Origin of the sequence: Ancylobacter tetraedralis, from assembly GCF_014195655.1 — a bacterium.
GTDB classification, from domain to species: domain Bacteria; phylum Pseudomonadota; class Alphaproteobacteria; order Rhizobiales; family Xanthobacteraceae; genus Ancylobacter; species Ancylobacter tetraedralis.
Window position 1 is genome coordinate 49,012 of record NZ_JACICD010000012.1, and the last position, 26,532, is coordinate 75,543.

Annotated in this window: 27 protein-coding genes, 1 tRNA gene and 2 pseudogenes; 13 read left to right on the forward strand and 17 right to left on the reverse strand. The window is 67.2% G+C overall.

Features of this window, described 5'->3' with window-relative positions:
* Window positions 1-23: 23 nt before the first annotated feature.
* From FHS55_RS20850 to FHS55_RS20890, 9 genes are all read right to left on the reverse strand, one after another.
* Window positions 24-1,196: a BatD family protein gene (locus FHS55_RS20850; RefSeq protein ID WP_183191732.1), complete on the reverse strand. Its 1,173-nt coding sequence runs from the start codon at window positions 1,194-1,196 to the stop codon at window positions 24-26.
* Window positions 1,190-1,822 (reverse strand): hypothetical protein, encoded by a 633-nt coding sequence (locus FHS55_RS20855; protein ID WP_210287104.1) that lies wholly within the window; start codon window positions 1,820-1,822, stop codon window positions 1,190-1,192. The genes FHS55_RS20850 and FHS55_RS20855 overlap by 7 nt, the downstream gene beginning before the upstream one ends.
* Window positions 1,819-2,703, reverse strand: a complete 885-nt coding sequence (locus FHS55_RS20860; RefSeq protein ID WP_183191733.1) for a vWA domain-containing protein — start codon at window positions 2,701-2,703, stop codon at window positions 1,819-1,821. The genes FHS55_RS20855 and FHS55_RS20860 overlap by 4 nt, the downstream gene beginning before the upstream one ends.
* Window positions 2,700-3,653, reverse strand: a complete 954-nt coding sequence (locus tag FHS55_RS20865; RefSeq protein WP_183191735.1) for a VWA domain-containing protein — start codon at window positions 3,651-3,653, stop codon at window positions 2,700-2,702. Before FHS55_RS20865 ends, FHS55_RS20860 begins: the two co-directional genes overlap by 4 nt.
* A complete protein-coding gene (locus FHS55_RS20870) occupies window positions 3,650-3,991 on the reverse strand; it encodes a hypothetical protein (protein ID WP_183191737.1) in 342 nt (113 codons plus the stop codon). Before FHS55_RS20870 ends, FHS55_RS20865 begins: the two co-directional genes overlap by 4 nt.
* The gene (locus tag FHS55_RS20875; protein WP_246340350.1) at window positions 3,978-4,670 is read right to left on the reverse strand and encodes a DUF58 domain-containing protein; all 693 of its coding nucleotides are present in this window, start codon (window positions 4,668-4,670) and stop codon (window positions 3,978-3,980) included. The genes FHS55_RS20870 and FHS55_RS20875 overlap by 14 nt, the downstream gene beginning before the upstream one ends.
* Window positions 4,671-4,810: 140 nt before the next feature.
* Window positions 4,811-5,761 carry an AAA family ATPase gene (locus FHS55_RS20880; protein ID WP_183191741.1) on the reverse strand — a complete coding sequence of 317 codons (951 nt, stop codon included), beginning with the start codon at window positions 5,759-5,761 and terminating at the stop codon, window positions 4,811-4,813.
* A 102-nt stretch (window positions 5,762-5,863) separates the two neighbouring features.
* A complete protein-coding gene (locus tag FHS55_RS20885) occupies window positions 5,864-7,159 on the reverse strand; it encodes a histidine kinase (RefSeq protein ID WP_246340351.1) in 1,296 nt (431 codons plus the stop codon).
* 26 nt (window positions 7,160-7,185) lie between these two features.
* Entirely contained in the window at window positions 7,186-7,821 is a 636-nt protein-coding gene (locus FHS55_RS20890; protein ID WP_183191822.1) for a response regulator, read from the reverse strand.
* Window positions 7,822-8,112: 291 nt separating this feature from the next.
* Between FHS55_RS20890 and FHS55_RS23620 the strand changes: the two are divergent.
* Window positions 8,113-8,340 (forward strand): annotated as a pseudogene (locus FHS55_RS23620) (hypothetical protein); the annotation flags it as partial.
* 553 nt (window positions 8,341-8,893) lie between these two features.
* On the opposite strand, the gene FHS55_RS20895 reads toward FHS55_RS23620, so the two are convergent.
* Both FHS55_RS20895 and FHS55_RS20900 read right to left on the reverse strand, forming a co-directional pair.
* Window positions 8,894-9,127 carry a helix-turn-helix domain-containing protein gene (locus FHS55_RS20895; RefSeq protein WP_183191743.1) on the reverse strand — a complete coding sequence of 78 codons (234 nt, stop codon included), beginning with the start codon at window positions 9,125-9,127 and terminating at the stop codon, window positions 8,894-8,896.
* A 5-nt stretch (window positions 9,128-9,132) separates the two neighbouring features.
* Window positions 9,133-9,675 carry a hypothetical protein gene (locus FHS55_RS20900; RefSeq protein ID WP_183191746.1) on the reverse strand — a complete coding sequence of 181 codons (543 nt, stop codon included), beginning with the start codon at window positions 9,673-9,675 and terminating at the stop codon, window positions 9,133-9,135.
* Between the two features lie 112 nt (window positions 9,676-9,787).
* Here FHS55_RS20900 and FHS55_RS20905 point away from each other — a divergent pair, with 112 nt between their 5' ends.
* On the forward strand, window positions 9,788-10,159 hold the full coding sequence (locus FHS55_RS20905; RefSeq protein WP_183191748.1) for a hypothetical protein: 372 nt from the start codon (window positions 9,788-9,790) through the stop codon (window positions 10,157-10,159).
* Between the two features lie 462 nt (window positions 10,160-10,621).
* Here the strand turns inward: FHS55_RS20905 and FHS55_RS23765 are convergent.
* Window positions 10,622-11,295, reverse strand: a pseudogene (locus FHS55_RS23765) (ABC transporter ATP-binding protein); the annotation flags it as partial.
* Here FHS55_RS23765 and FHS55_RS23625 point away from each other — a divergent pair.
* Genes FHS55_RS23625 through FHS55_RS23635 form a run of 3 tightly spaced genes read left to right on the forward strand, consistent with a single transcriptional unit; the run spans window position 11,283 to window position 12,655 of the window.
* Window positions 11,283-11,411 (forward strand): recombinase family protein, encoded by a 129-nt coding sequence (locus FHS55_RS23625; protein WP_246340352.1) that lies wholly within the window; start codon window positions 11,283-11,285, stop codon window positions 11,409-11,411. The pseudogene FHS55_RS23765 and the gene FHS55_RS23625 overlap by 13 nt on opposite strands.
* A gap of 18 nt (window positions 11,412-11,429) precedes the next feature.
* Complete coding sequence (locus FHS55_RS23630; RefSeq protein WP_246340353.1) at window positions 11,430-11,795, forward strand: hypothetical protein; 366 nt, start codon at window positions 11,430-11,432, stop codon at window positions 11,793-11,795.
* On the forward strand, window positions 11,699-12,655 hold the full coding sequence (locus FHS55_RS23635; RefSeq protein ID WP_246340354.1) for a recombinase family protein: 957 nt from the start codon (window positions 11,699-11,701) through the stop codon (window positions 12,653-12,655). The genes FHS55_RS23630 and FHS55_RS23635 overlap by 97 nt, the downstream gene beginning before the upstream one ends.
* A gap of 36 nt (window positions 12,656-12,691) precedes the next feature.
* Here the strand turns inward: FHS55_RS23635 and FHS55_RS20920 are convergent.
* Window positions 12,692-12,768: transfer RNA gene (locus FHS55_RS20920), tRNA-Arg, on the reverse strand.
* A gap of 394 nt (window positions 12,769-13,162) precedes the next feature.
* On the opposite strand from FHS55_RS20920, the gene FHS55_RS20925 reads away from it, so the two are divergent.
* On the forward strand, window positions 13,163-14,008 hold the full coding sequence (locus FHS55_RS20925) for a HesA/MoeB/ThiF family protein (RefSeq protein WP_183191750.1): 846 nt from the start codon (window positions 13,163-13,165) through the stop codon (window positions 14,006-14,008).
* A 186-nt stretch (window positions 14,009-14,194) separates the two neighbouring features.
* Here FHS55_RS20925 and FHS55_RS20930 read toward each other — a convergent pair whose 3' ends face one another.
* Window positions 14,195-15,196 (reverse strand): 2-hydroxyacid dehydrogenase, encoded by a 1,002-nt coding sequence (locus FHS55_RS20930; protein ID WP_183191753.1) that lies wholly within the window; start codon window positions 15,194-15,196, stop codon window positions 14,195-14,197.
* 307 nt (window positions 15,197-15,503) lie between these two features.
* Between FHS55_RS20930 and FHS55_RS20935 the strand changes: the two genes are divergently transcribed.
* The gene (locus FHS55_RS20935; protein ID WP_183191756.1) at window positions 15,504-16,046 is read left to right on the forward strand and encodes an SH3 domain-containing protein; all 543 of its coding nucleotides are present in this window, start codon (window positions 15,504-15,506) and stop codon (window positions 16,044-16,046) included.
* Between the two features lie 134 nt (window positions 16,047-16,180).
* On the opposite strand, the gene irrA is transcribed toward FHS55_RS20935, so the two are convergent.
* Window positions 16,181-16,711: an iron response transcriptional regulator IrrA gene (gene irrA, locus FHS55_RS20940; protein WP_183191758.1), complete on the reverse strand. Its 531-nt coding sequence runs from the start codon at window positions 16,709-16,711 to the stop codon at window positions 16,181-16,183.
* A gap of 392 nt (window positions 16,712-17,103) precedes the next feature.
* Here irrA and fabA point away from each other — a divergent pair, with 392 nt between their 5' ends.
* The 3 genes from fabA to fabI all read left to right on the forward strand — a co-directional run bounded on the left by fabA (window position 17,104) and on the right by fabI (window position 19,826).
* Window positions 17,104-17,610 (forward strand): 3-hydroxyacyl-[acyl-carrier-protein] dehydratase FabA, encoded by a 507-nt coding sequence (gene fabA, locus FHS55_RS20945; protein WP_183191823.1) that lies wholly within the window; start codon window positions 17,104-17,106, stop codon window positions 17,608-17,610.
* A gap of 123 nt (window positions 17,611-17,733) precedes the next feature.
* Window positions 17,734-18,957, forward strand: a complete 1,224-nt coding sequence (fabB, locus tag FHS55_RS20950; protein WP_183191761.1) for a beta-ketoacyl-ACP synthase I — start codon at window positions 17,734-17,736, stop codon at window positions 18,955-18,957.
* A 32-nt stretch (window positions 18,958-18,989) separates the two neighbouring features.
* Complete coding sequence (gene fabI, locus FHS55_RS20955) at window positions 18,990-19,826, forward strand: enoyl-ACP reductase FabI (protein WP_183191763.1); 837 nt, start codon at window positions 18,990-18,992, stop codon at window positions 19,824-19,826.
* A 124-nt stretch (window positions 19,827-19,950) separates the two neighbouring features.
* Here the strand turns inward: fabI and FHS55_RS20960 are convergent, their stop codons facing one another.
* Together FHS55_RS20960 and FHS55_RS20965 are read right to left on the reverse strand one after the other, a co-directional pair.
* A complete protein-coding gene (locus tag FHS55_RS20960; protein WP_183191765.1) occupies window positions 19,951-20,802 on the reverse strand; it encodes a prephenate dehydratase in 852 nt (283 codons plus the stop codon).
* Window positions 20,803-20,826: 24 nt separating this feature from the next.
* Window positions 20,827-21,570, reverse strand: coding sequence for a 3-deoxy-manno-octulosonate cytidylyltransferase (locus FHS55_RS20965; RefSeq protein ID WP_183191767.1), 744 nt, complete (start codon window positions 21,568-21,570; stop codon window positions 20,827-20,829).
* Window positions 21,571-21,787: 217 nt separating this feature from the next.
* Here FHS55_RS20965 and FHS55_RS20970 point away from each other — a divergent pair, with 217 nt between their 5' ends.
* From FHS55_RS20970 to FHS55_RS20980, 3 genes are all read left to right on the forward strand, one after another.
* Complete coding sequence (locus FHS55_RS20970) at window positions 21,788-22,369, forward strand: c-type cytochrome (RefSeq protein ID WP_183191768.1); 582 nt, start codon at window positions 21,788-21,790, stop codon at window positions 22,367-22,369.
* 250 nt (window positions 22,370-22,619) lie between these two features.
* Window positions 22,620-24,539, forward strand: a complete 1,920-nt coding sequence (locus FHS55_RS20975) for an extracellular solute-binding protein (protein WP_183191770.1) — start codon at window positions 22,620-22,622, stop codon at window positions 24,537-24,539.
* On the forward strand, window positions 24,536-26,446 hold the full coding sequence (locus FHS55_RS20980) for an extracellular solute-binding protein (RefSeq protein WP_343056309.1): 1,911 nt from the start codon (window positions 24,536-24,538) through the stop codon (window positions 26,444-26,446). Before FHS55_RS20975 ends, FHS55_RS20980 begins: the two co-directional genes overlap by 4 nt.
* The last annotated feature ends 86 nt before the right edge of the window (window positions 26,447-26,532 follow it).

The window sequence follows — 26,532 nt, forward strand, 5'->3', positions numbered from 1 at the left end:
CAGTCTCTGCGGCCGCGGCGCGGTCACGGTCGACGCTTTCCCGGAAAAAGGGCGTTTACTCCAGCTTGCGGGTCATACTCTCCTTCCCCCGCATGCCGTCCATAAAGGGCGGCATCCAATGCAGCCGTCTCGCTCCCGCTCACCGGCAGGCCGAGGTCGCGGCGGCGGCGGAGATAGGCTTCGGTCGCGCGGCGAAGGGCGAAGAGGTCTCCGGAGCGGGCCGCGCGCTTGAGCCGTCGCCACGTCGGATCGAACGGAGACAGTCGTTGGAGCGCGCGCCGAATTTGCGCCCTTCGCCGCGGTGCCAGCCCGCAGATGCAGAGGCCAAGCCCGGTCAGGATCCCGAGGACCACGGCCATCACACCCATCGCCGCTTCTGCGGTGGGCAGCCGCGCGGTGCCGCTCCGATTGTCGTGGAAGCTGGCATAGCCGAAGGGCAGCGCGGGGATTTCCGCTATTCGCATCTCGCGGGTCACCGTGTCGAACCACGGGATGGAGACGGGGGGCAACACACCGGGCTCTCCCGTCTTGGGGCGCAGATGCCATTCCCAAACCAGCGTCGTCACCGGGCCGGAGGGCGTTGGCAGCGTCTCGCGCTGCTCCGGTGCGGCGAAGCTGATCAGCCAGGGCTCGCGAAGGACAGGGCGCGGCGGCAGCATATGCGGGAGCGCACCGTCCGCTTTCAGCGTGACACGACGCACCAGGGTCTCGCCGTCCCGCAGCGCACCGGGGGCGGCCGAAAGTGCGTCCTCGACCGTGAGGCTATGGGCGGAAAGCGGCGTGCCCTCGCCGGGATAGGGCGCGACGGCAAGGCTGACCGGGGCCGCCGTCATGTCGAGCGGTGCCCGCAGGTTGGTCTCGTCGACCACGGTGAGATGATGCGTCACCGGGCCGATCGTCAGCGTGCCGGCGTGACGGGGGAAGACGGCGAGATGCCGCTCGAACACCCGGACAGTGCGCCCTCCGATCTCCTCGTCGCGCCACTGGTCGCGCGCAAGCTGCATCCAGTCGTAGTTCTCCGAGCCGGGGAACGTCAGCGTCTCCAGTGCAATCCGGCTGGTGTATTCGCCCCTCAGCGTCACCGGGATCATCTCGCCGACGACCGGGCGCACGCCCTCCGGCAGCCGCAGGCGCAGGCCGTCGCCATAGGCGTCACCGGCGATCAGGAGGAGGAACAGGCCGGCCCACCTCACCATTTCTCACCCTCCTCGGGCCGCAGCAGGCCGAGCCCGGCGCGCCGCTCATATTCCTTGCGCAGACGCAGGCGCAGGAATTCGCCGGGATCGTCGGCCAGCGTCTCAAGCCACGCATCCGAGGCCACGAAGCCGCGGGCTTCGATCGGCTTCTTCCAGGCGGGATCGGGCGTGCCGGCTATGACCGGCCCGTCCGTCGGCGCGCCGGGGGCGAGACCGCCAGCGCCCGGCAAGCGTCCCGGCACGGTGGACGCGCCCGTCGTCTTCGGCACCATCGCGTCGACCAGATCGCGAGCCCGGCGCGCCTCGTCATCGGACGGGTTGGCGAAGAGCACGGCGTCGAAATAGGCGACGGAGAGCGCATGCCGTCCTGTGGCGGCGAGCGTCAGCCCGCGATTGAAGGTCTGGCTGCGCCCGGCGTCAGCGAAGGCGGCGTCCGCCGCGGCGTAGTCGCCCACCCGGTACAGGGCGAGTCCCCGTGCCGCCGGGTCGTCCAGCACCCGCACGGGCGCGCCGGGCGCGCCGCTGCGCAACAGAAGGCGCCCCCAGGCGGCGGGGCCGGCGGCGAGCACGCAGGCGAGGCCAACCACAGCGACGAAAACGAGACGCAGGCGCATGGCGGACTTCATGCGCGCCTCCGGAAAAGGCCCAGCAGCGGCAGTCCCGCCAGCGCCGCGAGATAGGGGCCGAGGTCGAGGAACGCCAAGGTCGCGAGTACCGGATCCCGCTCCAGCGTGCCCCGCTGCGAGAGGCGGCGGAGAACGGCGGAGGGGCCCCGGGCAGGAGCGGCGAGGCTTCCAAGCGCTTCAAGAGCCGCAGCATCGGCGGAGCCACCGGCGCGGCCGCTCAAGGTGAGGACCGAAAGCCGCACGCCATCGCCGGCGAGACGTTCCGCCTCCGCACGGGCGGCACCGTCGACACCGCCCCCATCGGAGATCAGCACGAGATCGGCATCCCGGCTTGCCCGCAGCATCTGCCGCGCCAGCGCCAGCGCACTGGCCGGGCGGCTGCCACCGTCCGGCATCGTGTCGCGGGCGAGCACGGCGATCTGGCTCTCCAGCGTCGTGGGATCGGCCGTGGGCGCAGCCACCTCATAGGCCTCCCCGGAATAGAGCAGCATCCCGACCGGCCGGCCGGACGCGGCCGTCAACAGAGCGGCGGCGGCGGCCTGCGCGTCGGCAAGGGCCGGGCCTTCCGCGACAGACGGCGACATGTCGAGGGCGATGAGAACCGCCCCGCTGCCCGCAAGCACCGGCGCATCCGCGCGCGGCACGGCGGGACCGCACAGACCGAGGCAAAGCAGCGCCGCCGATGCGAAGAGGGCGACGCCCTGGCGCCGGCCCCCTCCCCGCATGTGCCCCAGCGCTCGCATCGCCTCGAACATCGCCGGTGGCATCACCCGTTCCCAGCCGCCAGAGGCGGGGCCGCGCCGCCACTGCCACAACGCAAGGACGACAAGCAGCGGCAAGGCAAGGAGCCACCAGGGACGCAACAGAACGAGCTCGCTCATCTGCGCCTCCACGCGGCGAGCAGCACCACCAGTCCCAGAGCCGCGCCGCCGGGCCACATCCAGAGCGGATGCCAGTAGCGCAGCGGCGGGCGCTTCATCGGGTTCGGCTCAAGTTCATCCAGCGTCGCGGCCATGGCTTCGAGATCCGCCATGCTGCGTACCCGGAAGCTGGTGCCACCACCGACCTCGGCGATCTCCCGCAAGGCGACGGCGTCCACGGCGTCGCGCGAGGCGGGCTGATCCGCGAGATCCTCGGGGCCAAGCGCGATGGTGTGAACCCGCACCCCATGGCTGGCCGCCAGACGCGCGACGTCCGTCGCCTGAACCTTGCCGGATGTATCCACCCCATCCGAGAGCAGGACCACGACCTTTGTGGTGGCGTCGCTCCCCATGATCCGCCGTGTCGCCAGCCCCAGCCCGTCCGATATGGCGGTGGAGCGTCCCGAAATACCGATCTGGGCGACCTCGATAGCGCGAGCCACGGAAGCGACGTCGAAGGTCGGCGGCTGCGCGATATAGGCCCGCTCGCCGAAGATCACGAGCCCGATCCGGTCGCCCTGCCGCGCCGCGACGAAGCGGGCGGCGACGCGCTTGACCGCCTCCAGCCGCGAGAGCGGGGCGCCATCGAGAACGAAGTCCTCTTTCAGCATGCTGCCGGAGAGGTCGAGGGCCAGCAGGATCTCCCGGCCCGAGGCTGTCACCAGCTCGCGCGTCGCCGCGATCTGCGGACCGGCGAGCGCCACCACCAGCGCGGTCCAGGCCGCGACGAGAACCGCTTGCCCCGCTCGATCCCCGCCCTCACGCGCCGGCAGCGCCGCGGCAAACGTGCCGGGCGCCACGCGCAGCGCGCTTCTCCCCGGCGTCCGCGCCATGGGAAGAAGACGCGCAAGCAGGGGGACGGGAAGCAGCAGCAGCGCCAGCGGAAAGGCGAGAGTGACGGAAGCGATCATCGCCGTGCCCGCCGCGCCTTGAGGGCGATGCGCTCGACGGCTTCCGGCGAGAGCGGCGGGGCGCTGCCATAGGCCATGGCGCGCAGCTCTTCCGGCAGATGGCCGAGAAGACGGCCGATCGCCAGCACCCGCTCCTGCGGCGGCATCCCCCGGGTGGCGCGCAGGAGTGCGCGCCGCGATGGACGGCGTGCGAAGAAGGGGGATGCCAGCAGCGACAGCAGCGCCGCCAAGAGCAGCCCGGCGCCGAACAATAGCAGCAGGTCGGCCGCATTCACCTGCATCAGCGACGGCGGCAGGCGACCTTCCGGCAAGGCCATGATGAGCTCAGCCTGCGTCATGATCGACGACCTCAAGGCTGACATTCAGTGGGCGGAGACGCTGCGCCAGCGCCGCGCGGTCAAACGGCCGCAGCCGCGCAAGGCAGGCGAGCGCCCCGGCCTGTATGGGCAGCGCACCTTCGGGCGGCGCAGCCTCGATCGTGTCCAGCGGCAACAGGACCCGGACCTGACGGCGGCGGGCGAGCCGGGCCAGCGCGGGCTCGTCTTCCGGCGCGAGGCCATCGGGGCCCGTGGCGATCACTACGTCGCCACCGGGCGGCGAGAGGCGCGCGGCACGGGTGAGCGCCTCCTCCAGGGAAGCCGCCCCACCACCAGCCCCTAACGCCTGATCGTGGCGGCTGGCGAGCATGTGGCTAATGCGGACCATCTGCGGGACGCCACCGGCCAGCGGGACCGCCGCCACGCCCTCTGCGTTGACGCTGATCGCTGCCAGCGACGCGCCCCGCAGCACGGCCTTCCATCCTCGCCGTGCCGCCAGCCGCGCCGCGCGCACCGAGCGCAGCGATGCGCCGGTGCCCCATAGCATCGGCGGCCGGAAATCAACGATCAGCAACAGCGTATCGTCCCGATCCTCATGAAAGGTGCGAATATGCGCAATACCGGTGCGGGCGGTGGCGGAAGGGTCGATGCGGCGGGCGTCATCCCCCTCGGCAAAGGTGCGGATCTCCCGCAGATCCATTCCCGCGCCCGGCGCCCGTGTGGGAGCGGCTCCCGGCCGACGGGACGCCGGTTGCGTTCGCCCGGTCCCTGGAGCCCCCTCGCGCAGCGCCAGCAACTCGCGGGCATCCAGCCGAATTCCAGGTGCCTCCAGCGCGGGGCTCACCATGGCTCGACCAGGCGCAGGATGTCGGCGACGAGCGTGCGCCCGCTGCGTCCCTCACCGATCGCCGACCAGCTCGGTATCAGCCGGTGGGCAAGCGCGTCAGGCGCGAGGGCGATGACATCTTCCGGCAGAACATAATCGCGCGCCCTGAGCCAGGCGCGCGCCTGCGCGGCCACGGCCAGCGCCAGCGTGCCACGCGGCGAGACGGGATGCTCCACCCATTGCGCGACTGCGCCGCCGGGCCGAGACGCCATGACCAGCCGGACGATGAAATCCTTCAACGCGGGCGCCAGATGCACCCGTGCCACCTCATCCTTCGCGGCACGAAGGTCATCGGCCGATAGCGGGAGGGCGAGAAAGGCCGGGACTTCTATCCGCTCGGCAGAGACGAGATCCAGGATGGCGCGCTCCTGCTCGGCCTGCGGAAGGCCAAGCGAGAGATGGAGCAGGAACCGGTCCATCTGCGCCTCCGGCAGCGGAAAGGTTCCCTCGTGCTCGATCGGGTTCTGGGTGGCGACGACCATGAAGGGGTCCGGCAGAGGTCGACTGACACCGGCGCTCGTCACCTGGCCTTCGGCCATGGCCTCCAGCAGCGCCGACTGCACCTTGGGCGGGGCGCGGTTGATCTCATCGACCAGCACCAGCGCGTGGAACAGCGGGCCGGGCACGAAGTCGAAGCCGCCGCTCTCGGGGCGGAACACCTGCGTCCCCGTGAGGTCCGAGGGCAGCAGGTCCGGCGTGCACTGGATCCGCGAATGGCTGCCGGGAAGATGAGCGGCGAGCCGCTTGACCGCGCGCGTCTTGGCAATGCCCGGTGGCCCTTCGATCAGCACATGACCGCCGGCGAGAAGGGCGATCAGCAGCCGCTCCACCAGCTCTTCATGGCCGATCAGTCCGGCGGCGACGGCGGCGCCGAGCTGCGCGACCGGATGGCTCATCTCGTTCATGCGGCGGGCTTCCCGTGCCAGAGAACTCGACGGCCAGCATGGGATGGTCCGGCATGGGTCGCCAGAGAGGTCCTCCCGTCCAATCCGGGAAGATCGCCCGGGTCAGAGCGGCAGGCGGGTGACCGCGCGCATGCCGTCTTCGGCCGGGGCGAGTTCAAAGCTGCCACCGAGTGCGTCGACCCGCTCCCGGATGCCAAGCAGGCCGTAGCCACTGTTGATCGCGCCGTCATGGCGGGGGGAGCCGTCATCGGTGGCGGTCAGCGTGATGTCGTCGCCGACCTCGATGTGCAGAGCGATGTGGGTCGGGGAGCCGTGCCGAATGGCGTTGGTCACGCATTCCTGCGCGATGCGGTAGAGGCTGAGGGCAAGGTCGTCCGGCACGGCGTCGATAGGGCCGGCGAATCTCAGCTCGAAACGTACCGCCGGCATGCGCGCGCGCCAGTCGGCGACCATGCGCTCCAAGGCCGGGCGCAGGCCCAGATCATCAAGGTCCGGCGGTCGCAACCGGGCCAGCTCAGCCCGGAGGCTGTCCATCATCTGGCCGGAGATCTCGGCAATGCGGGCCCCGTCCTGCGCCGTACTTTCTCCCGATTGGGCAATCGCCGCCGCCATGGCGCGGGTCGCCGCGAGGCACTGGCCGAACTCATCGTGCAGTTCGCGCGCCAGCGCCCGCCGCTCGTTCTCCTGCACCGAGAAAAGCCGCCGTGTCAGCTCGGCCCGCACGGCCTGCGCCTCCTGCAACACCGCCGCCGTTTCGTTCAAGGCGCCGCTCAGCCGGTCGAATTCCGCCACCCGCAGATGCGGCAGGCGAGCGGTGAAGTCGCCCCGCTGCAACCGCTCGATGCCGCGCAACAAGAGCCCGAACGGCGCCAGCAGGCGGACCATGAGCAGGCCGGTCAGGAGCGCGCCGCCGATGGCCATCCCGACCGCCACCCGCATCAGGTCGCCCGTGCGGGCCCAGGCGCGGGTGACAATGACGCCGGGATCGGCAATGGCGGTCACATAGGCGTCCGAGACGTAGCGGGTGCGCACCGGCACGGCGACCGGCACGGGCACCAGACCGACGCGATCCGCCAGCCAGACGAACCAGTCTGGCGGCGTGGCTGCCGCCAGATAGGGCCCGCAGCGTCGCTGTATCGGCTGGTCGCGGGGGCCGAGTTCGACGCAGATCCCCGGGGCGATCAAGCTCCATGCCGGAAACTGCTGCCAGTCGCGAAAAACCGGCGTCGGCGCTACGCCGCCGAAAGCCAGCCCCTCGAAGCTGGGACGGGCGGCGATGGCGTCGGAAACGAGAGTGGCCGTCGTCTGTGCGTCGCGCCGCGCCGCGTTCGCGGTATCCCATAGCACCCAACCCGCCGCGACGAGGACGGTGAGCAGCCCTGCGGCCAGCACCCGCATGACGAGCTGCGGGACAAGGCCGCGCATCACAGGACAGGCACGAGGCCGGCGCGCTGCGCCTTGAGCACGAGGTCGGCATCGCCCGACGCGCCCAGCTTCGCCCGGATCTGCGAAAGGTTGTTCTGAACCGTCTTGGACGAGAGATTAAGGTCGCGGGCGATGGCACGGCCGTTCATGCCCCGCATCAGCATCAGAAGAATGTCCCGCTCGCGCGGGGTGAGCCCGGCGGTCGGGTCGTCTTCCACCACGGTGCGCGCGAATTCCTGCGCCACGTCCGTGGAAAGTGCGCGCCGCCCGCCCATGACCGTCGCGATGGCGCGAACGAGTTCGTCCGGTGGGCTGGACTTGGAAACGAAGCCGCGCGCGCCGGCAGCCATCGCCTTCTGTGCGAAGACCGCGCCCTGATGCATCGAAACGATGATGATCCGCGCCTGGGGATCGTCGGCGAGGATCGTGTCCACCGCCGAAAAGCCTCCCCCGCCCGGCATGGAGAGATCCATCAGCACGATGTCCGGCCGGTGCTCGACGAAAGCTGCCAGCGCGGCCTCGCCGTCGCCGGCCTCGGCCACCACCGAAAGCCCCGGCTGGCGTCCGAGCAGGCGGCGATAGCCCTCGCGCACAATCGGATGATCGTCGACCAAGAGAATTCGAATGGGGCCCATGGGCAAACGATAGCGCGGGCAGCTCGGTCGACCAATAGCCCGCCGCCTGCGCGCTCGCGCGTGGCTCACCTGCCCGCGCCGTGGACAATACGTCAGTGCCCCCAGGCGGGACCGCCAACTGCCGAACACTGGCAAGCCGGTTGGCTTCGGGCGAAGTTCCGTCCCTGATTCCGGCTGTGAAAACAGCCGAGCCGGGTAGACCCCCCGTAGGAGCACGAGAGGCTTCGGATGCATCGTTTCGTTGAAGGTGCGGCTCGATTCCAGCTCTGCCTCCTGGCGATCCAGCGCTAGGGCATCCACAACCCCTATACCGGCCGTGGTGCCATCAAGGGCCTGTTGCCGCACGGGCCGAACAATGTCCGCGACGTGCTCGCGACACGCATTCTCAAGAAGGCCTGCTCCTACGAGCAGGCGAGCTATGCCATCCGGGACACCCCCGAGATGGTCGCCAAGCACTACGGGCGTTTCCTGCCTCAGGATAAGGCGGCCCTCGCGGCGCAGATTCTCCACAAAGTGTGGCCCTTGGTCACTCGACATGGGCCGCGAGAGCGATTCTCTTCGCGTGGCGCCCCGGTGGCGACCGGACGACGACGAGCCTTATCAAGGCAGCGCACGATCTTTCTAACGATTTGATCTGGCTTAAGAATTTTGGCGCACCTACGTGGATGAAAGTGAGAACTATGTCTTCGCTGCAGCCCTCTAGGATGCTAACCCCATTTGGCTGATCACGACTGGCGCAGGGCCCAGTTCGAATCCCTCTCGCTCCGCCAATTGCCACCGATTCTGCGCTTTGGTGCGATAGGTTACCCAAACGCAGCATTTTGCCTTGTTGATGGTGGTAGGCGAGCGCCGTTGCCGCACAACCGTAAGGACAGGCTCCTGTCAGGGACCTGATTCCGGGGGCGGGATTGATCTGCTGGGTGATAGGCAAAGGCATCGGGAAAGCGAGTCCGAAAACTGTCCCCCGGCGTGGTGCGGCAAGTCGAACGGGATCCCATCGCAGTTCGCCTGTGATTTCGGAACGCCCAGCCTGATCGTGCTGCTGCTGGGATGTCCCGCTCCCGTGCTCAACCTACAATTTCGGCGTTGCGGTCGTTTCGTTATCGGGTTCATAATTGAGAATATCCCCCGGCTGGCAGTCAAGGTAGCGGCAGATTGCTTCCAATGTGTCGAAACGCATGCCTTTGACCTTTCCCTGCTTTAGCAAGCTGAGATTCGCTTCGGTTATCCCGATATATTCGGCAAGTTCCTTGGATTTAACATTGCGCCTCGCCAGCATCACCGCAAGATTCACTTTGATAGGCATGGCGATCAAACGAACTGACTGTTTTCTTCGGCGAGCAGAGCGGCTTTTTCCATGGCCCAGGCCAATGACGCGACCACGCCTGCAAACAGCGCGAGGACCATCACGTCAGAGCTGATCTCGATGGCGAGCTGCTTCGGGCCGCCATTCCAACTCAGCGCCAGCGTGAACAGCATGCCCGCCAATGGCTTCGCCAAAGCGCTCAGCCCGGTACCCAGAGCAAAATCGCGCAGCCCGGCAATGCCCTCGGCGGCGAAGGGACGGCCTGCCGCGAACCGCGCGAGACAGACGCGTAGCCGCAACAAGCCCCAGCTCAAGGGCAGGAGATGCAGCAGCGCCGTGGCGATCGCGGCCATCTGCATGCCGGCGCCGTGCGCCACGAGTTGGGAACCGACCAGCCAATAGCCGATCGCCAGTGCCGGCAACAGCGCCGCCAGCCCCAATGCCACCACGCCCAACGCGCTGAACGCAAGACGTGCCCGCGGCGACAGCCCCAAGACCGCCTCCGACCCAACCTCACCAGCGAAGACGAGGCTGCTTTGGTTCTTCATGTTTCTCTCCCTGCGGTCTGGTCCGAGATATGTGTCGAAAATTATCGTTTGACAATAATTTTTGGCTGCTGGATAAGCCTAAATTGTTGTTTTACAATAATGGAGTTTGCAGATGAATGCTATAGGCACCGCGCTGCTTGCGCTCTCGCTTGGCCTCGCCTTGCCGGCTCAGGCTAACCCCTCAACTCTCACCGGAGCGATCTCCGTCGCCCAGGTCGTCGACCTGATCCAGCGCTCACCACAGGACAATGCCGCCCGAAACGCAGCTATGGCCTATCTCGCGGGCGTCGGGGAAACCACCGGCCTGCTGGTGGCCGAGGCGGGGCAGCGTTCCTCGGTCAGCATCGCCTGTGCCAGGCCACTTGGCATTTCCAGCAGCGCGGCTCTCGCCGCGCTTTCTCGCGCGGACAAGGGAACGTGGGACAAAACCGCGGCCACCCCCATCCTCGTCGAGGACATGCTGAGCCGTGCGGGCTGCGGCTAGTTGATCAATGTCGAGGGATGCGGTCGCCAAACTACGGCCGCATCCCTCGTCGAGCTCTCGCAGAGTTACCGACTTCAACGATTGCGCCTCAAAGGATCGCGGTCAGTGTTCCGCCATCCATGGTCGCTTATCCTTGGTTCGGTTCTGGAGACATAGAGATCGTTCGTCGCTTCATCGCTCGCGGTGCAGCAGAAAGGCCGCGCGCGCCACCCATTCGGCCAGCCAGCGTGGAACGATCGAGCAATACCCCCACGTTGACCAAGGCGATATGCGGCCATAGCGCCGGCATCTGCACGATGAGGGTCCAGATGACCGCGCTCGGCGGCGGCAGCACGATCGGGCTGATGACAAACAGGATGCAGGCAAGTTCCCAGGCGACGAAGAGAAGGACGATGAAGCTTGCGGACTTGGCGTGATCCAGGGAACGTTGGGAAATCGCCATCGAGCCTGCTCGTTCGATTGCCGTGCTTCCATGATCAGCCGTCGGAAATCATTCGTCAGATCGGCGAATTCCGGCCGGAACGTCGTCTCCAGAGTCCTTGGGCGAGGGAGGTGGACACTCCGGTCCTCGGTCACGCACCCCGGGCGAGCGCTCATCACCAGAATTCGGCTGGCAAGAAACGCGGCCTCCCGCAGATCATCCGTCACCAGGAAAACCGTGGGCCTCGTTTCCATCCACAGTTCCTGAAGGATCGACCACAGCTCTTCCCGCGTGAACTGGTCTAGGGCGCCGAACGGCTCGTCGAGCATCAGCAGCTTCGGCGAGTGTATGAGGGCACGGCACAGATTGGCCCGCTGCAGCATGCCCCCTGACAATTCCCACGGCCGCCGGTCCCCGAACCCCGTCAGGCCGACCTTCGCAAGCAGAGCCTCCGCCCGATCATGAAAGACCGTGTGCTTGTTCCGCCGGAAGGCGGCGGCGTAAGGCTTCACGATCTTCAGCGGCCGCATGATGTTCTCGCGGATGGTCAGCCAGGGCAGCATGGTCGGGTTCTGGAAGCCATGCCGATCCCGATGCGCTCGGCACCCACCTCGCGGCCGGCGACGAGCTTCAATATGGTCGACTTGCCGCAGCCCGACGGTCCCACCATGGCGATGGAATCGCCCGATCGATGCCGCCCTGATGAGGCCCGCACCGTTCGGCTTCATCATCGTGCACAGCTTCTCGCGCTTCTTCCGTGATCAGTTCCAGTTCGAGTTCTATGTCCGCAAGCTCGCCAAGAACGGCGTACGGCTGGTCTCAATCACCTAGGACCTCGGTGATGATCCCATGAGCGTCATGATGCGCCAGATCATGACGTTGTTTGACGAGTATCAGTCGAAGGAGAATGCCAAGCACACGCTCCGCGCGATGAAGGAGAATGCCCGCCAGGGCTATTGGAACGGCTCACGCCCACCGATCGGCTATCGCATCGTGATCGCCGGTCAGCGCGGCTCCAAGGTCAAGAAGAAGCTGGAGATCGATCCGATCCATGCCGACACCGTGCGCCTGATCTATCGGCTGGCCCTGACGGGCGATCCCCGGCGTAGTGGCAGGCTATGGGCATCAAGTCGATCACCACCTATCTCAACGAGCGCAACATCTGCACCCGTGATGGCGGACACTGGGGGATCGCTTCCGTCCACCAGATCCTGACTCGTACCACCTACATCGGTCAGCATCGTTTCAACACGCGAGACCACAAAACCCGAACCGCCAAACCGGAAGCCGAGCACGCGATCGCGCAGGCCCCTTCGATCGTCACCGAGGCCGAGTTCCGCGCCGTGCAGGCGAACCTCAGGGCGCGAAGCCCCCAATGGACGCCGCCGCGCGAGGTGAGCGGCCCGACGCTTCTGACCGGAATCTGCTTCTGCGCCAGCTGCGGTGGCGCCATGACGCTGCTGACCGGCAAGGGCAGCTCCGGCGGCATGTATCGCTACTATGCCTGCTCGACGACAGCACGCATGGGCAAGACCGGCTGCAAGGGCCTTGCGGTCCGCATGGACCGGCTCGACCGCGCCGTCATTGATCATCTGGAACGGCGCATCCTCGATCCGGAGCGCCTGTCCGTCCTTCTTGAACAGCTGCTCGACCGACGCGAGGAGTGGGTCGAGCGGCGGCGCAACCACATCACCGAGCTCAACAAGCGGGCGACCGAGGCCGAGGCCAAGCTGAAGCGGCTTTATGAGGCGATCGAGAACGGCCTAATCAACATGGCCGATCTCTCATTGAAGGACCGCATCGCCGAGCTGACCGCGATTCGCGACCAGGCCCAGGCCGACGCCGAGCGCGCGCAGGCCGCGGTCGAGCGGATCGGCCCGAAGGTCACAGCTGACAGCCTCAAGCGCTTTGCCGAGGTTGCTCGGGCCAAGCTGCGGACGGAACCCGGTGAATATCACCGAGATCATCTGCGTGCGCTCGCTCAACGCGTTGAGGTCGTCAGCAAGTCGGAGATCCGGCTGATGGGAAACAAGTCGAACCTTCTGCGCACGCTGGATGCCGCATCAAGCGTATGAGCGGCGGCGAACGGCGTTCGCAGTCTTGTACCGAAGTGGCGCACCCGGCACGATTCGAACGTGCGACCTCTGCCTTCGGAGGGCAGCGCTCTATCCAGCTGAGCTACGGGTGCATCGGCGCTTGATGCGCGAGCCACGTCTTCATAGTCGAATGACCGCAGCCGGGCAACCGTTCTGGGGGCCGCGCCGCACAGCTTCTCGCGGGCGGATGGAACGCAGGCTCGGTCCTAGACCGTCACCGCGCCCGGATCCGCGAAACCGGGACCGAGATGCCCCAGTGACCGACGCTATCGCGGGGCCATCGCTTGGGGAGAGGAACCGGGATTCCTTGTGGCGGTCCCATCGTGGCCGTCCCATCGCGGCGTGCCCCCCGGACCCGTTTCTCACACCCGCGGCTCTCAGGGCTGGCGCTCCCACGCGCCGATCCGTCGCGGAGCCATGGCCGCGTGTTGATCGGCGGGCACGGCCGCTTCTGGCGGGTGGCGCTGTCGTTGCTATATTGCTGCCATGATGAGCATCGATGCCCCGCCCGCCCCCGCCCGCCCCTCCCTGTTCTCGGCCGACGAGGTCGAGCGCTATGCCCGCCATCTCGTACTCGCCGAAATCGGCGGGCCGGGCCAGCAGAAGCTGAAGAAGGCGAGCATCCTGGTGGTGGGTGCCGGCGGGCTGGGTGCCCCGGCCCTGCTCTATCTCGCCGCCGCTGGCGTCGGGCGCCTGGTCATCGTCGACGATGACGAGGTCTCGCTGTCCAATCTGCAGCGGCAGGTGATCCACACCACGGCCGCGATCGGGCAGCCCAAGACGGCCAGCGCGCAAGACTTCATCGCCGCGCTCAACCCGCATGTGACAGTGGAGGCGGTCAATGAGCGCCTCACCGCCGACAATGCGCCGGCGCTTCTCGCGTCGGTCGATGTGGTGATCGACGGCTCGGACAATTTCGCCACCCGCTATCTGGTCTCGGACGCCTGCGCTCTGGCCGGCAAGCCGCTGGTGACGGCGGCGCTCGGGCGTTTCGATGCCACGGTGACGACGCTGCGCGCCCATGAGACCGGCGCGGACGGCTCACCCAACCCGACCTATCGCTGCCTGTTTCCCGAGCCCCCGCCCGCCGGCACGGTGCCCACCTGCGCAGAGGCTGGCATTCTCGGCGCGCTGGCCGGCATCGCCGGCTCGCTGGTGGCGCTGGAGGCGGTTCGCGCCATTGTCGGCTTCGGCGAGGGGCTGGTAGGGCGCCTGCTGATGATCGACGCCCGCGCCATGCGGTTCGAGACGCTCAACTATGGCTGGGACCCGGACAACCCGCTGACCGGCACGAACCCGACCATCACCGACCTCTCGCGCCACCGCGGCTAGGGTACATCCCGTGAATTCCGGTTCACCGGAAATGCTTCCGGTGTCTGGTTTGACGCGTTTTCGTCCCGCGAACCGGAACCCACTGCGCTCAAAATCGCTCTGGGACGGATCCGGTCCGCTTGAGCCGGGCGGATCGCTTACTCCGCCTCGAACCGGTCGATAGAGAAAGCGCGCAAGCCCGCGACATCACAGCATGTTCGGCAGCACGCGATCCGGAGGGCGATGGTCATCCATGAAGGCGCGGATGTTCACGATCACCTTCTCGCCGGTGTCGATGCGCGCCTCGACGGTGGCCGAGCCCATATGCGGCAGCAGCACCACCTTGCCGGTTCGGGCGAGCTTGAGCAGTTTGGGGCTGACCGCCGGCTCGCGCTCGAACACGTCGAGCCCGGCGCCGGCGATGTCGCCCGCCTCGATCATGCGAATCAGCGCGTGCTCGTCGATCACCTCGCCGCGCGCCGTGTTCACGATATAGGCATCGGGCCGCACCAGCTTGAGCCGGCGCGCCGAGAGCAGATGATAGGTGCCCGGCGTGTGCGGGCAGTTGACGGACAGGATGTCCATCCGCGCCAGCATCTGGTCGAGGCTGTCCCAATAGGTGGCTTCCAGCTCTTCCTCGATCTGGGCGGGGAGCGGATGGCGGTTGTGATAGTGGATCTGCAGGCCGAACGCCTTGGCACGGCGGGCGACCGCCTGGCCGATGCGGCCCATGCCGATGATGCCCAGCCGCTTGCCCCAGATGCGGTGCCCGAGCATCCAGGTCGGCGACCAGCCGGGCCATTGCCCGTCCCCGGCCGTGACCAGGGCGGCGCCCTCGCTCAGCCGGCGCGGCACCGCGAGGATCAGCGCCATCGTCATGTCGGCGGTGTCTTCGGTGAGCACGCCGGGCGTGTTGGTGATGGTGATGCCGCGCGCGGTGGCGGCGGCGACGTCGATATGATCGACGCCATTGCCGAAATTGGCGATCAGCTTGAAATTAGGACCCGCCGCCTCGATCACCCGCGCGTCGATGCGGTCGCACAGCGCCGGCACCAGCACGTCGGCGGTGGCCATCGCCTCGGCGAGCGCGGCCTGCGACATCGGGACGTCGTCGACATTCAGGCGCGCGTCGAACAATTCGCGCATGCGGGTTTCGATCTTGTCGGGCAACCTGCGCGTCACGACCACGAGCGGCTTTTTGCGGGCCATGTCACTCCCCGGAGGAATACGCGTCGGTAATCAAGCTCCCGTTAACGCTGAAGGCTCACACTCGCGCCGTGGGGGGCGACGCGTTCATTAGCAGACGGGTTCGCGAAACACAAAAATGTACCGAATGCGGTGCAGGCGGAGTGTCCGCGGCTGCCCGGCAGGGCGCGTGGCCGGCACGACGACGCAGACGAATAGGTGAATAAGCGGGATGACAAGTAAGAAACGGCTTCGGATCGAGGCAGAGCAAGGCAGCCACGTGACTCTTTCGCCGCGGCGCGATCGCGCAGGCGCCGGCAGGCGGGGCGGAATGCTGGGCACGATTCTCGCCGGGACACTCGCTGCGGCGAGCCTGGTCGCCCCACCCGTCGCGATCCCTGCCGGCGCGCAGGACGCGGCAGATGCGAAAGGCCCGGTCGGCCGCGCCAGCGGCCTGCCGATTCCCCGCTTCCTCAGCCTCAAGGCCGACAAGGTGAACGTGCGCTCGGGCCCCACGCGCGACCATGCCGTCGCCTGGGTGTTCACCCGCGCCGGCCTGCCGGTGGAAGTCACCGCCGAATTCGAAACATGGCGGCGCATCCGTGATTCGGATGGTTCGGAGGGCTGGGTCTACCACTCCATGCTGTCCTCGCGGCGCACCGCGCTGGTGAGCCCCTGGCTCAAGGGCGAGCCGACCACGCTCTATGCCTCGGCCGACAAGACCTCCGGCGTGCGGGCGCGGCTCGAACCGGGGGTGCTCGGCAAGGTCGAGCATTGCGACGGCAAATGGTGCCGCTTCTTCGACAACGGGTTCGACGGCTATGTCGAGCAGGAGCGGCTCTGGGGGGTCTATCCCGGCGAGAAAATCGACTGAGCCGGCGGCACGTCTCGCACGGGGAGCCAAGCGGCGAATACTGAAAAAGGCCGGTCCTGCGACCGGCCTTTTTCAGTATTCGCGCCTCAACGGCACCCCCATCGGGACGCCGCTCCCCGCCTTGGGGCGGGAGATCAGGAGCGGCGCTTGGGACGCAGGCGCACCACGACGTCGACGCGGGCAACCTCATAGCCTTCCGGCGGCTCGGGAATGCGCTCCACCTCGACCGCGGCGCTGGGAATGTCGAGAAGGTGGTTCTCGCCTTCCATGAAGAAGTGATGGTGATCCGAGGGGTTGGTGTCGAAATAGGTCTTCGATCCGTCGATCGCCAGCTCGCGCAGCAGGCCGACCTCGGTGAACTGGTGCAGCGTGTTGTACACGGTGGCCAGCGACACCGGGAAGCGGGCCTTGATGGCTTCCTCGTGCAGGATTTCCGCCGACACATGACGGTCGCCCTTGGCGAAGAGCAGCCAGCCGAGCGCGAGGCGCTGGCGCGTGGGGCGCAGGCCGACATCGCGCAGCATATGCCGCACATCGTGGAAGGGACAGCCGGTACGGGCATTGCCGGCGCCATCGCGCAGCTTGGCGACCGGAAGCACCGGCTCCTCGTCATCGACCACGACGCGGGATACGGCCACTGGGTGGGGGCGAAACGCTTCGCTCATCTCGACATCCGACTCTTGTAGCCCGGCCTTTTGTCACCGCCCCTGTCCGGGCGAGGAAAAGACCGTGTCCGTCATATGACAACGATGCCACGACCTAACGCGCCGTCGGCACCGCACTTTTTCACGCACAGTATATCTGCACGCCAAGCGCAGGGGCAATATCGGCTTTGATGATCGTAATCATTCCAATCTGCCCACAGGCGATGCTGTCATCCCCGTGACATTTTGGATTCCGGCACGGCGCGGCTGGCGGCTTTGAGCCGGCAGGGCCTTGTGTTAGGAAGCGCTGCGGCCGACGGTTCGGATCATGCGTTCCGGCGGCCCTTGGCGCAGCGGGCCGCAGCGGCTCCTGCCGAAGAAGCAGAAGAAACAACGTGGGTGATACGGGGACGATGGTCGAGCGGCAGACAAGCTTTAATTACGAGGAACTGCTTGCGTGCGGACGCGGGGAGCTTTTCGGTCCGGGCAACGCCCAGCTGCCGGCGCCGCCGATGCTGATGTTCGACCGCATCACCGAGATTTCGGATGATGGCGGCCCGAACGGCAAGGGGCATGTGCGCGCCGAGCTCGACGTCCGGCCGGACCTCTGGTTCTTCTCCTGCCATTTCATCGGCGATCCCGTCATGCCGGGCTGCCTTGGGCTCGATGCGCTGTGGCAGATGGTGGGCTTCCACCTCGGCTGGCTCGGCGCGCCGGGTCGCGGCCGGGCGCTGGGCGTCGGCGAGATCAAGTTTTCCGGTCAGGTGCTGCCCACGGTCAAGAACGTGGTGTACGGCATTGATTTCAAGCGCGTCATGCGTTCCAAGCTCGTTCTCGGCATCGCCGATGGCTGGCTGGCTGCCGATGGCGAAGTTATCTATCGCGCCAGCGATCTGAAGGTCGGCCTGTTCCAGACCTGAGAATCGATACGTGCGGGCTATCCCTTGCGAGCCGCCCCTCTCGCGAGCCGCCCCTCATGAGCTGGCCTCTTGCGAAGCGCCGCACGCGGCGCCATTTCGCGTGCTTTGAAGGAAAGGAAGCCTATGCGCCGCGTTGTCGTAACCGGAATGGGCATTGTCTCGTCGATCGGCAACTCCGCGCAGGAGGTGCTGGCCGCGCTGCACGAAGGCAAGAGCGGCATCACCCGCTCGCAGAGCTATGTCGATCTCGGCTTCCGCAGCCAGGTGCACGGCGCCCCGCAGCTTGACGCCAGCGCGATCGTCGACCGCCGCGCCATGCGCTTCCACGGCGGCGGCACCGCCTGGAATCACGTCGCCATGGATCAGGCGATCCGCGACGCCGGGCTCGAGGAGCACGAAATCTCCAACGAGCGCACCGGCCTCGTCATGGGCTCGGGCGGCTCCTCCACCCGCACCATCGTCGAAGCCGCGGACATCACCCGCAAGAATACCAGCCCCAAGCGGGTCGGCCCCTTCGCGGTGCCCAAGGCGATGAGTTCCACCGCCTCGGCGACGCTGTCCACCTGGTTCAAGATCAAGGGCGCGAGCTATTCCATCTCCGCCGCCTGCGCCACCACCAATATCTGCATCGGCAACGCCGCCGAGCAGATCCAGTGGGGCAAGCAGGACATCATGTTCGCCGGCGGCTGCGAGGATCTCGACTGGACCCTCTCCTGCCTGTTCGACGCCATGGGCGCGATGTCCTCCGATTATAATGACCGCCCCGCCGTCGCCTCCCGCCCCTATGACAAGAACCGCGACGGCTTCGTGATTTCCGGCGGCGCCGGCGTGCTGGTTCTCGAAGAGCTGGAACACGCCAAGGCCCGCGGCGCGCGCATCTATGCCGAGATCGTCGGCTATGGCGCCTCCTCGGACGGCGCCGACATGGTCGCCCCCTCGGGCGAGGGCGCGGCCCGCGCCATGCAGCTGGCGCTGAAGAACGTGAAGGGCGGGATCGACTACATCAACCCGCACGCCACCTCGACACCGATCGGCGACCTCAAGGAAATCGAGGCGATCCGCGCCGTGTTCGGCGATCGCGCCCCGCCCATCTCCGCCACCAAGTCGCTGACCGGCCACTCGCAGGGCGCGACCGGCGTGCATGAGGCGATCTACTCGATCCTGATGATGCAGAACGGCTTCATCGCCGCCAGCGCCCATATCGACGAGATCGACCCCGCTTTCGCCGACATGCCGATCGTGCGCCAGCGCGTCGACAACGCGCATCTTGGCCGCGTGCTGTCGAACGGCTTCGGCTTTGGCGGTACCAATGCCGTGCTGGTGCTGCAGCATCCCGAAGCTGCCTGACCGCAAACGAAAAGGCCGGGAGGGTCTGAAGCATGAGCCTGATGAAGGGCAAGCGCGGCCTCGTCATGGGTGTCGCCAACGATCATTCGATCGCCTGGGGCATCGCCAGGTCGCTGGCCGACCAGGGCGCGGAACTCGCCTTCACCTATCAGGGTGAGGCGCTCGGCCGGCGGGTCAAGCCGCTCGCCGAAAGCCTCGGCAGCGATACGGTTCTGGCCTGCGATGTCGAGGATATCGCCACGGTCGACGCCACCTTCGAGGCGCTGCAGCAGAAGTGGGGCAGCATCGACTTCCTCGTCCATGCCATTGGCTTTTCCGACAAGAGCGAGTTGAAGGGGCGCTACGCCGACACCACGCGCGCCAATTTCGCGCGCACCATGGTGATCTCCTGCTTCTCCTTCACCGAGCTGGCCAAGCGCGCCGCCGCGCTGATGCCCCATGGCGGCTCGCTCATCACCCTCACCTATGGCGGCTCCACCCGCGTCATGCCCAATTACAACGTGATGGGCGTGGCCAAGGCGGCGCTGGAGGCGAGCGTGCGCTATCTCGCGGCCGATTACGGGCCGCAGGGCATCCGCGTGAACGCGATTTCCGCCGGCCCGATCCGCACGCTGGCGGGCGCGGGCATCGCCGATGCGCGGCTGATGTTCAACTACCAGAAGCGCCATGCGCCTCTGCGCCGCACCGTCTCCATCGACGAGGTCGGCGGCTCCGCGCTGTACCTGCTGTCCGACCTGTCGACCGGCGTCACCGGCGAGGTGCACTTCGTCGATTCCGGCTACAACATCATCTCGATGCCGCATCCCGACGCGTTGAAGGTGATCGAGGATGCCGAGGTCAGCGCCGGCGGCGTCGCGGCAGCGGAGTAGGCTCGAGCCCCCGCCCCTCGCCCGCCCTACGGCGGCGCGCGGGCCGCCGGATCACCCTTCCAGGCTTCTCATCCCTCATCCCGGATCGCCCGGCGGCCACCCGGGATGAGGTTTCGAGCGAAGGCTACGCCCGGAGCGCGATCCGGTAGGCGTGCGCGGGATACACGCCGAGAATGCGCACTTCCTTGGAGAAGAACGACAGTTCCTCCAGCGCCAGCTTCAGCCCGCGGTCGTCGGGATGGCCGTCGACATCGGCATAGAACTGCGTCGCGAAGAACTCACCGTCGAGCTGGTAGGATTCCAGCTTGGTCATGTTGACGCCGTTGGTGGCGAAGCCGCCCAGCGCCTTGTAGAGCGCGGCCGGCACGTTGCGCACCCGGAACACGAAGGTGGTGACGGTCGGCCCGTTGCCCGCCTCGGCCCATTCACCTTCGCGGGCGAGGATGATGAAGCGCGTGGTGTTGTGCGCATCGTCCTCGATATTCTCGGCGATGATGTCGAGCCCGTAGATCTCCGATGCCAACCGCGAGGCGATGGCGGCACGGGTCGGATCCCCTGATTCCGCGACCAATCGGGCCGCGCCGGCGGTGTCGACGGCGACCACCGCCTTGAGGCCGAGCTTGCGAATCATGTTGCGGCACTGGCCGAGCGCCATGACATGGCTCTCCACCGTCTTCACCGTGGCGAGCGAGGCGCCGGGCACCGCCATGAGCTGATGCGACAGCGGCAGGAAGAATTCGCCGATGATGGTGAGGCCGGAAGTCGGCATCAGGTGATGGATGTCGGCGACGCGGCCGGCGATCGAATTCTCGATCGGGATCATGCCGAGATCCGCCTCGCCATTCTTCAGCGCCGCGAAGGCATCCTCGAAGGTCGCGCAGGGCACCGCCTCGAATTCGGGAAACACCTCGCGGCAGGCAATGTGCGAATTGGCGCCCGGCTCGCCCTGGAACACGACGGTGCGGCGGGTGGTCATGATCTTGTCCTCGACTCTTTTGTTCTAAGCTTCGCGAGCGAGCAGCGAGCGCGCCCGTTCCAGATCCTCGGGCGTATCCACCCCCAGCGGCACCGTGTCGACCACGGCGACATCGATGCGCATGCCCGCCTCCAGCGCGCGCAGCTGCTCCAGCTTCTCCCGGCTCTCCAGCGGCGAGGGCGGCAGCGCGACGAAGCGCTCCAGCGCGGCGCGGCGATAGGCATAGAGGCCGATGTGATGGAACAGCGGCCCCTCGCCATAGGGCGCGGTGGCGCGGGTAAAATAGAAGGCGCGCAGGCGCGCGGGCGCGACCTCAGTCCCCACCACCTTCACCACATTGGGATTGGTGCGCTCGCCCGCGTCCACGATTTCCGCCGCCAGCGTGCCGATATCCACCGCCGGATCGTCCAAGAGCGCGACGGCGGCGCGGATCAGCGCGGGATCCAGCGTCGGCAGATCGCCCTGCACGTTGACGATGCGGCGGGCCCGGCCCTCGGGATCGACATGACCGAGCGCCTCGAAGATTCGGTCGGAGCCCGAGGCATGGTCGGATCGGGTCATCACGACCTCATATCCTGCGCCCGCCACCGCCGCGCGCACGTCCTCATCGTCGGTGGCGACCACGACCCGACCGATCCCTGCCGCGACGGAACGCCGCGTCACCTCGACGATCATGGAACGGCCGCCGACATCGGCGAGCGGCTTGCCGGGCAGCCGGGTGGACGCCATGCGGGCCGGAATCAGAATAAGTGTGTCCCCTGCGGACATGTGCAGGCCTTCGCATGAGTTTAGGCGGGGCGCGCGACGCGCCGCGAGTGGCGAAACGTAGCAATCGCGGGGCGCTTATACGGGTTGCACGTCAACCGTCAAAATGATTAGTTCCGCCGCGCGATTGGCGGCTGCGTCAGGTGGCTGTTACAGTCGCAAGGGGCGTCGGCGAACCGGCCGGAGGGAACGCCGCCGGGTTTAGGGAGCATCAATTTCAATGGACGGCTTCGAGCTGAACAAGATTGCTGGGGCAGTTCTGGGCGTGCTGACCTTCACGCTCGGCCTGAACGTTTTTGCCGATATCCTTTTTTCCAGCCACGCGCCGGAAAAGCCGGGCTTCGAGATCGTCGTGCAGGAAACCTCGACCGGGTCCGCCCAGGCGGCCGCGCCGGCGGAGGTGCCGATCGCCGAGCTGCTCGGCAGCGCCAGCGCCGAGAAGGGCGCCGCCGTGGCCAAGAAGTGCGCCGCCTGCCATAATTTCGTGGAAGGTGCCGGCGCCAAGGTGGGCCCGGACCTCTACGGCATCGTCGGCCGTCCGGTCGCCAGCGCGGAGGGCTTCGCCTATTCCGCCGCCCTGAAGGCGCATGGGGGCACCTGGACCTTCGACCAACTGGCCGCCTTCATCAAGAACCCGAAGGCCGTCATTCCCGGCACCGCCATGGGCTTTGCCGGCATCGCCAAGGAAACCGAGCGCGCCGACCTGCTAGTCTATCTCAACACGCTCTCGCACAGCCCGCAGCCGCTGCCCACGCCCGGCGCCGCGCCGGCCCCGGCGGCCGCTCCCGCGCCCGCCAACTGATCGGACGCCGGGCGGGAGCCCTCGCGTTGGGTGGCTTCGAAATTCACGTTTCCGTCAGGCCGGCGGCGCTTCGCGCCCCGGCCTTATTCTTTTCGGAACGTAACGGTTCATAATCCGGCGAACGGTCGTCCGGCGCGGCTGCGCCGCCATACGGGGCACCATCCGCCTGCCACGAGGAGCCTGAATGAACACCCGCCCCGCTCTCCGCCGCGCGCCACGCCGCGCCCCTGCCGCGAATCCCGGGACGGCAATGCTGAGTGCGGCCCTGCTCGGGCTGGCCCTGCTGGCCGGGCCGGCACGGGCGCAAGAGGCGGCACCGGCGACGACGCAAGAGACGGCTCCAGCGGCGGCCCCGGCGGCGGCCGAGCAGCCCTCTCCCTCCGCGAGCCCTGTGGCGCAGACGCGCGTATGGCATCACGCGCTCTCGCTGCTCGGCACGCCGAAATACCCCGACGGTTTCAAGCATTTCGACTATGTGAACCCGGACGCTCCCAAGGACGGGCTGCTGCGCCTCTCCTATGACGGCACTTTCGATTCGCTGAACGACATCGTCACCCGCGGCACGCCAGTGGTCGGCCTTCAGCTGATCTACGACACGCTGATGGCGCCCTCCTCCGACGAGGTGGCGACCGAATACGGCCTGCTGGCGGAAGCGGTGAGCTACCCCGACGATTTCGCCTCGGTAACCTATCGCCTGCGCCCGGAGGCCAAGTGGCATGACGGCCAGCCGGTGACCGCGGAAGACGTGGTGTGGTCGTTCGAGCAGCTGACCAAGAACAACCCGCGGCAGGCCTATTATTACAGCCACGTCAAATCCGCCGCCGTGACCGGGGAGCGCGAGGTGACGTTTACCTTCGATCAGGCGGGCAATCGCGAATTGCCGCAGATCGTCGGGCAGATCCGCGTCATGCCCAAGCACTGGTGGACCGGCACCGACGCCTCCGGCAAGCCGCGCGATATCAGCCAAACGACGCTGGAAACGCCGCTCGGCTCGGGCCCCTACAAGATCAAGCAGGTGGTGCCCGGCCGCACCATCTCCTACGAGCGGGTGCCGGATTACTGGGGCCGCGACCTGCCGGTGAATGTCGGTACCAACAATTTCAACGAGCAGCGCTACGAGTATTTCCGCGACAACACGGTGGAACTCGAGGCCTTCAAGGGCGACCAGTACGATTTCCGCGTCGAGACCTCCGCCAAGGACTGGGCGACCGCCTATGATTTCCCGGCGGTGAAACAGGGCAAGGTGATCCTGGAGGAGTTTGCCAACCGCGCCTCTGGCCAGATGCAGGCCTTCATCCCCAATCTGCGGCGCGAGAAGTTCCAGGACCAGCGGGTGCGCCGCGCACTCAACCTCGCGCTCGATTTCGACGGCATGAACCGCACGCTGTTCTTCGGCCAGTACAAGCGCACGTCGAGCTATTTCCAGAACACCGAACTGGCCTCCTCCGGCCTGCCGCAGGGCAAGGAACTGGAGATTCTGGAGAGCGTGAAGGACATGGTGCCCGCCTCCGTCTTCACCACGCCCTACACCAACCCGGAAGGCTGGAGCGAGGGTCTGCGGCGCAGCAATCTGCGCGAGGCGGCAAACCTCTTGCGGCAGGCCGGCTTCGAGATAAAGGGCGGTAAGCTGGTGAACGCCAAGGGCGAGCCCTTCACCATCGAGTTCCTGATCGGCAACCCGGCCTTCGAGCGCGTTGCCTTGTTCTACAAGCCGGGGCTGGAACGGCTCGGCATCACCGTCACGGTTCGGCAGGTCGACACCTCGCAATATATCAACCGGCTGCGCTCGCGCGATTACGACATGATCATCGCCGCCTGGGGGCAGTCGCTGTCGCCGGGCAACGAGCAGCGCGATTTCTGGGGCTCGAACGCCGCCGATCGCGAAGGTTCGAGCAACTATGCCGGCATCAAGGACCCCGGTATCGACGCGCTGATCGAGAAGGTGATCTACGCCCGGGACCGCGACGAACTGGTCGCCGCCACCCATGCGCTGGACCGCGTGCTGCTGGCGCATGACTATGTGGTGCCGAGCTGGAACTACCCCAACACGCGCACCGCGCGCTGGAACCGCTTCGGCCGGCCTTCAACCCTGCCGGAATATTCCTTCGGCTTCCCCGACATCTGGTGGTGGGACGCGCAGAAGGCCGCGCAGACCGGGGGAACGCCGTGAGCGTTCCTTTCTCCCGCCGCGCCATCCTCACGCTCGCGACGGGTGCGGGAGCCGGTGCGCTGCTGGTGCGCCCGCGCGGCGCCTTCGCGCAAGGCTCGCCCCCGGCGCCGGCCGCCGCGCCGGCCTCACCGATTCCCGGTGGCGAGGTGCACGGCCTTTCCGCCTTCGGCGACCTGAAATACCCCGCCGATTTCGCCCATTTCGACTATGTCGACCCCGGCGCGGCCAAGGGCGGCAGCTTCTCGCAGGTCGGCTCGACGGCGGCCTTCAACCAGTCGTTCCAGACCTTCAACTCGCTGAACGGCTACATCCTCAAGGGCGATGGCGCGCAGGGCATCGACCTGATCTTCGATTCGCTGATGGTCCGCGCCTTCGACGAGCCGGACGCGGTCTACGGGCTGGTGGCAAGGAGCGTGTCCATCTCGCCGGATGGCACGGTCTACCGCTTTCGCCTGCGCCCCGAGGCACGCTTCCACGACGGCACGAAGCTGACCGCCGAGGATGTCGCCTTCTCGCTCAACGTGCTGAAGGAGAAGGGCCACCCGGTCATCGGCCAGAACCTGCGGCAGATGGAAGGCGCGGAGGCGGAGGGCGAGGAGGTCGCCGTCGTCACCTTCTCGCCCGGCCGCGCGCGCGACGTGCCGCTATTCGCCGCCTCGCTGCCGATCTTCTCGCGCGCCTATTACAGCGTGAAGTCCTTCGAGGACAGTTCGCTCGATCCCCCGCTCGGCTCGGGGCCCTACAAGGTGGGCCGCTTCGAGCCGGGCCGCTATATCGCCTATGAGCGCGTGGCGGATTACTGGGGCGCGGGCCTGCCGGTGAATGCCGGGGTGAACAATTTCGACACGCTCCGCTACGAGTATTTCCGCGATCGAGAGGTCGGTTTCGAAGCGTTCAAGGCGCGCGCCTATCTGTTCCGGCAGGAATTCACCGCGCGCACCTGGGCCACCGGCTATGATTTCCCGGCGCTGCGCGAGGGCAAGGTCAAGCAGGCCGTGCTGCCCGATCGAACGCCCTCGGGCGCGCAGGGCTGGTTCCTCAACCTCCGCCGCCCGCAATTTGCCGATCCGCGCGTGCGCGAGGCGCTGTCCTATGCGTTCGACTTCGAGTGGACCAACAAGAACCTGATGTTCGACCTCTACAGGCGAACCACCTCGTTCTTCGAGAATTCCGACCTGAAGGCGGAAGGCCCGGCGGGGCCGCAGGAGATCGCGCTGATCGAGCGGCTGGGCGACAAGCTCACCGCCGCCGATGTCGCCGTGCTCACGGGCGAGCCCTGGACGCCGCCGGTCTCGGACGGCTCGGGGCAGGACCGCACGCTGCTGCGCAAGGCGACGCAATTGCTGCGCGAGGCCGGCTGGGTGATCAAGGACGGCCGGCTGGTCGACCCGCAGGGGCAGGCGCTCACCATCGAGTTCCTCGACGACGAGAACGGGCTGGAGCGCCACACCTCTCCCTTCATCAAGAACCTCAAGCTGCTGGGCATCGAGGCGCATTTCCGCCTCGTCGACTCGCCGCAATACCAGCGGCGGCTGAATGATTTCGACTTCGACGCGACGGTGCGGCGCTTCTCGGTCTCCACCGTGCCGGGCGAATCGCTGCGCAATTATTTCGGCTCGCGCGCCGCCGCCACGCCGGGCTCCAACAACCTGTCCGGCATCCAGGACCCGGTGGTGGACCTGCTGATCGAACAGGTGATCCTGGCCGACACCCGGGACAAGCTGCGCACCGCCTGCCATGTGCTGGACCGCCGGCTGCGGGCGGGGCGCTACTGGGTGCCGCACTGGTATTCGGCCGAGTTCCGCATTGCCTTCTGGGATGAGTTCGGCTGGCCCTCCGTTCCGCGCCCGACCTATGACCGGGCGATTCCGGGAATCTGGTCGGCGCGACAGAAGTCGGCGGGATGACGGATCGACCTAACAGGACGTTAAGTTGACGCCAATGCCGACGACCGCCACCCTGTGCGCCGCTCGCTGAGGAAGCCCGGCGGAGA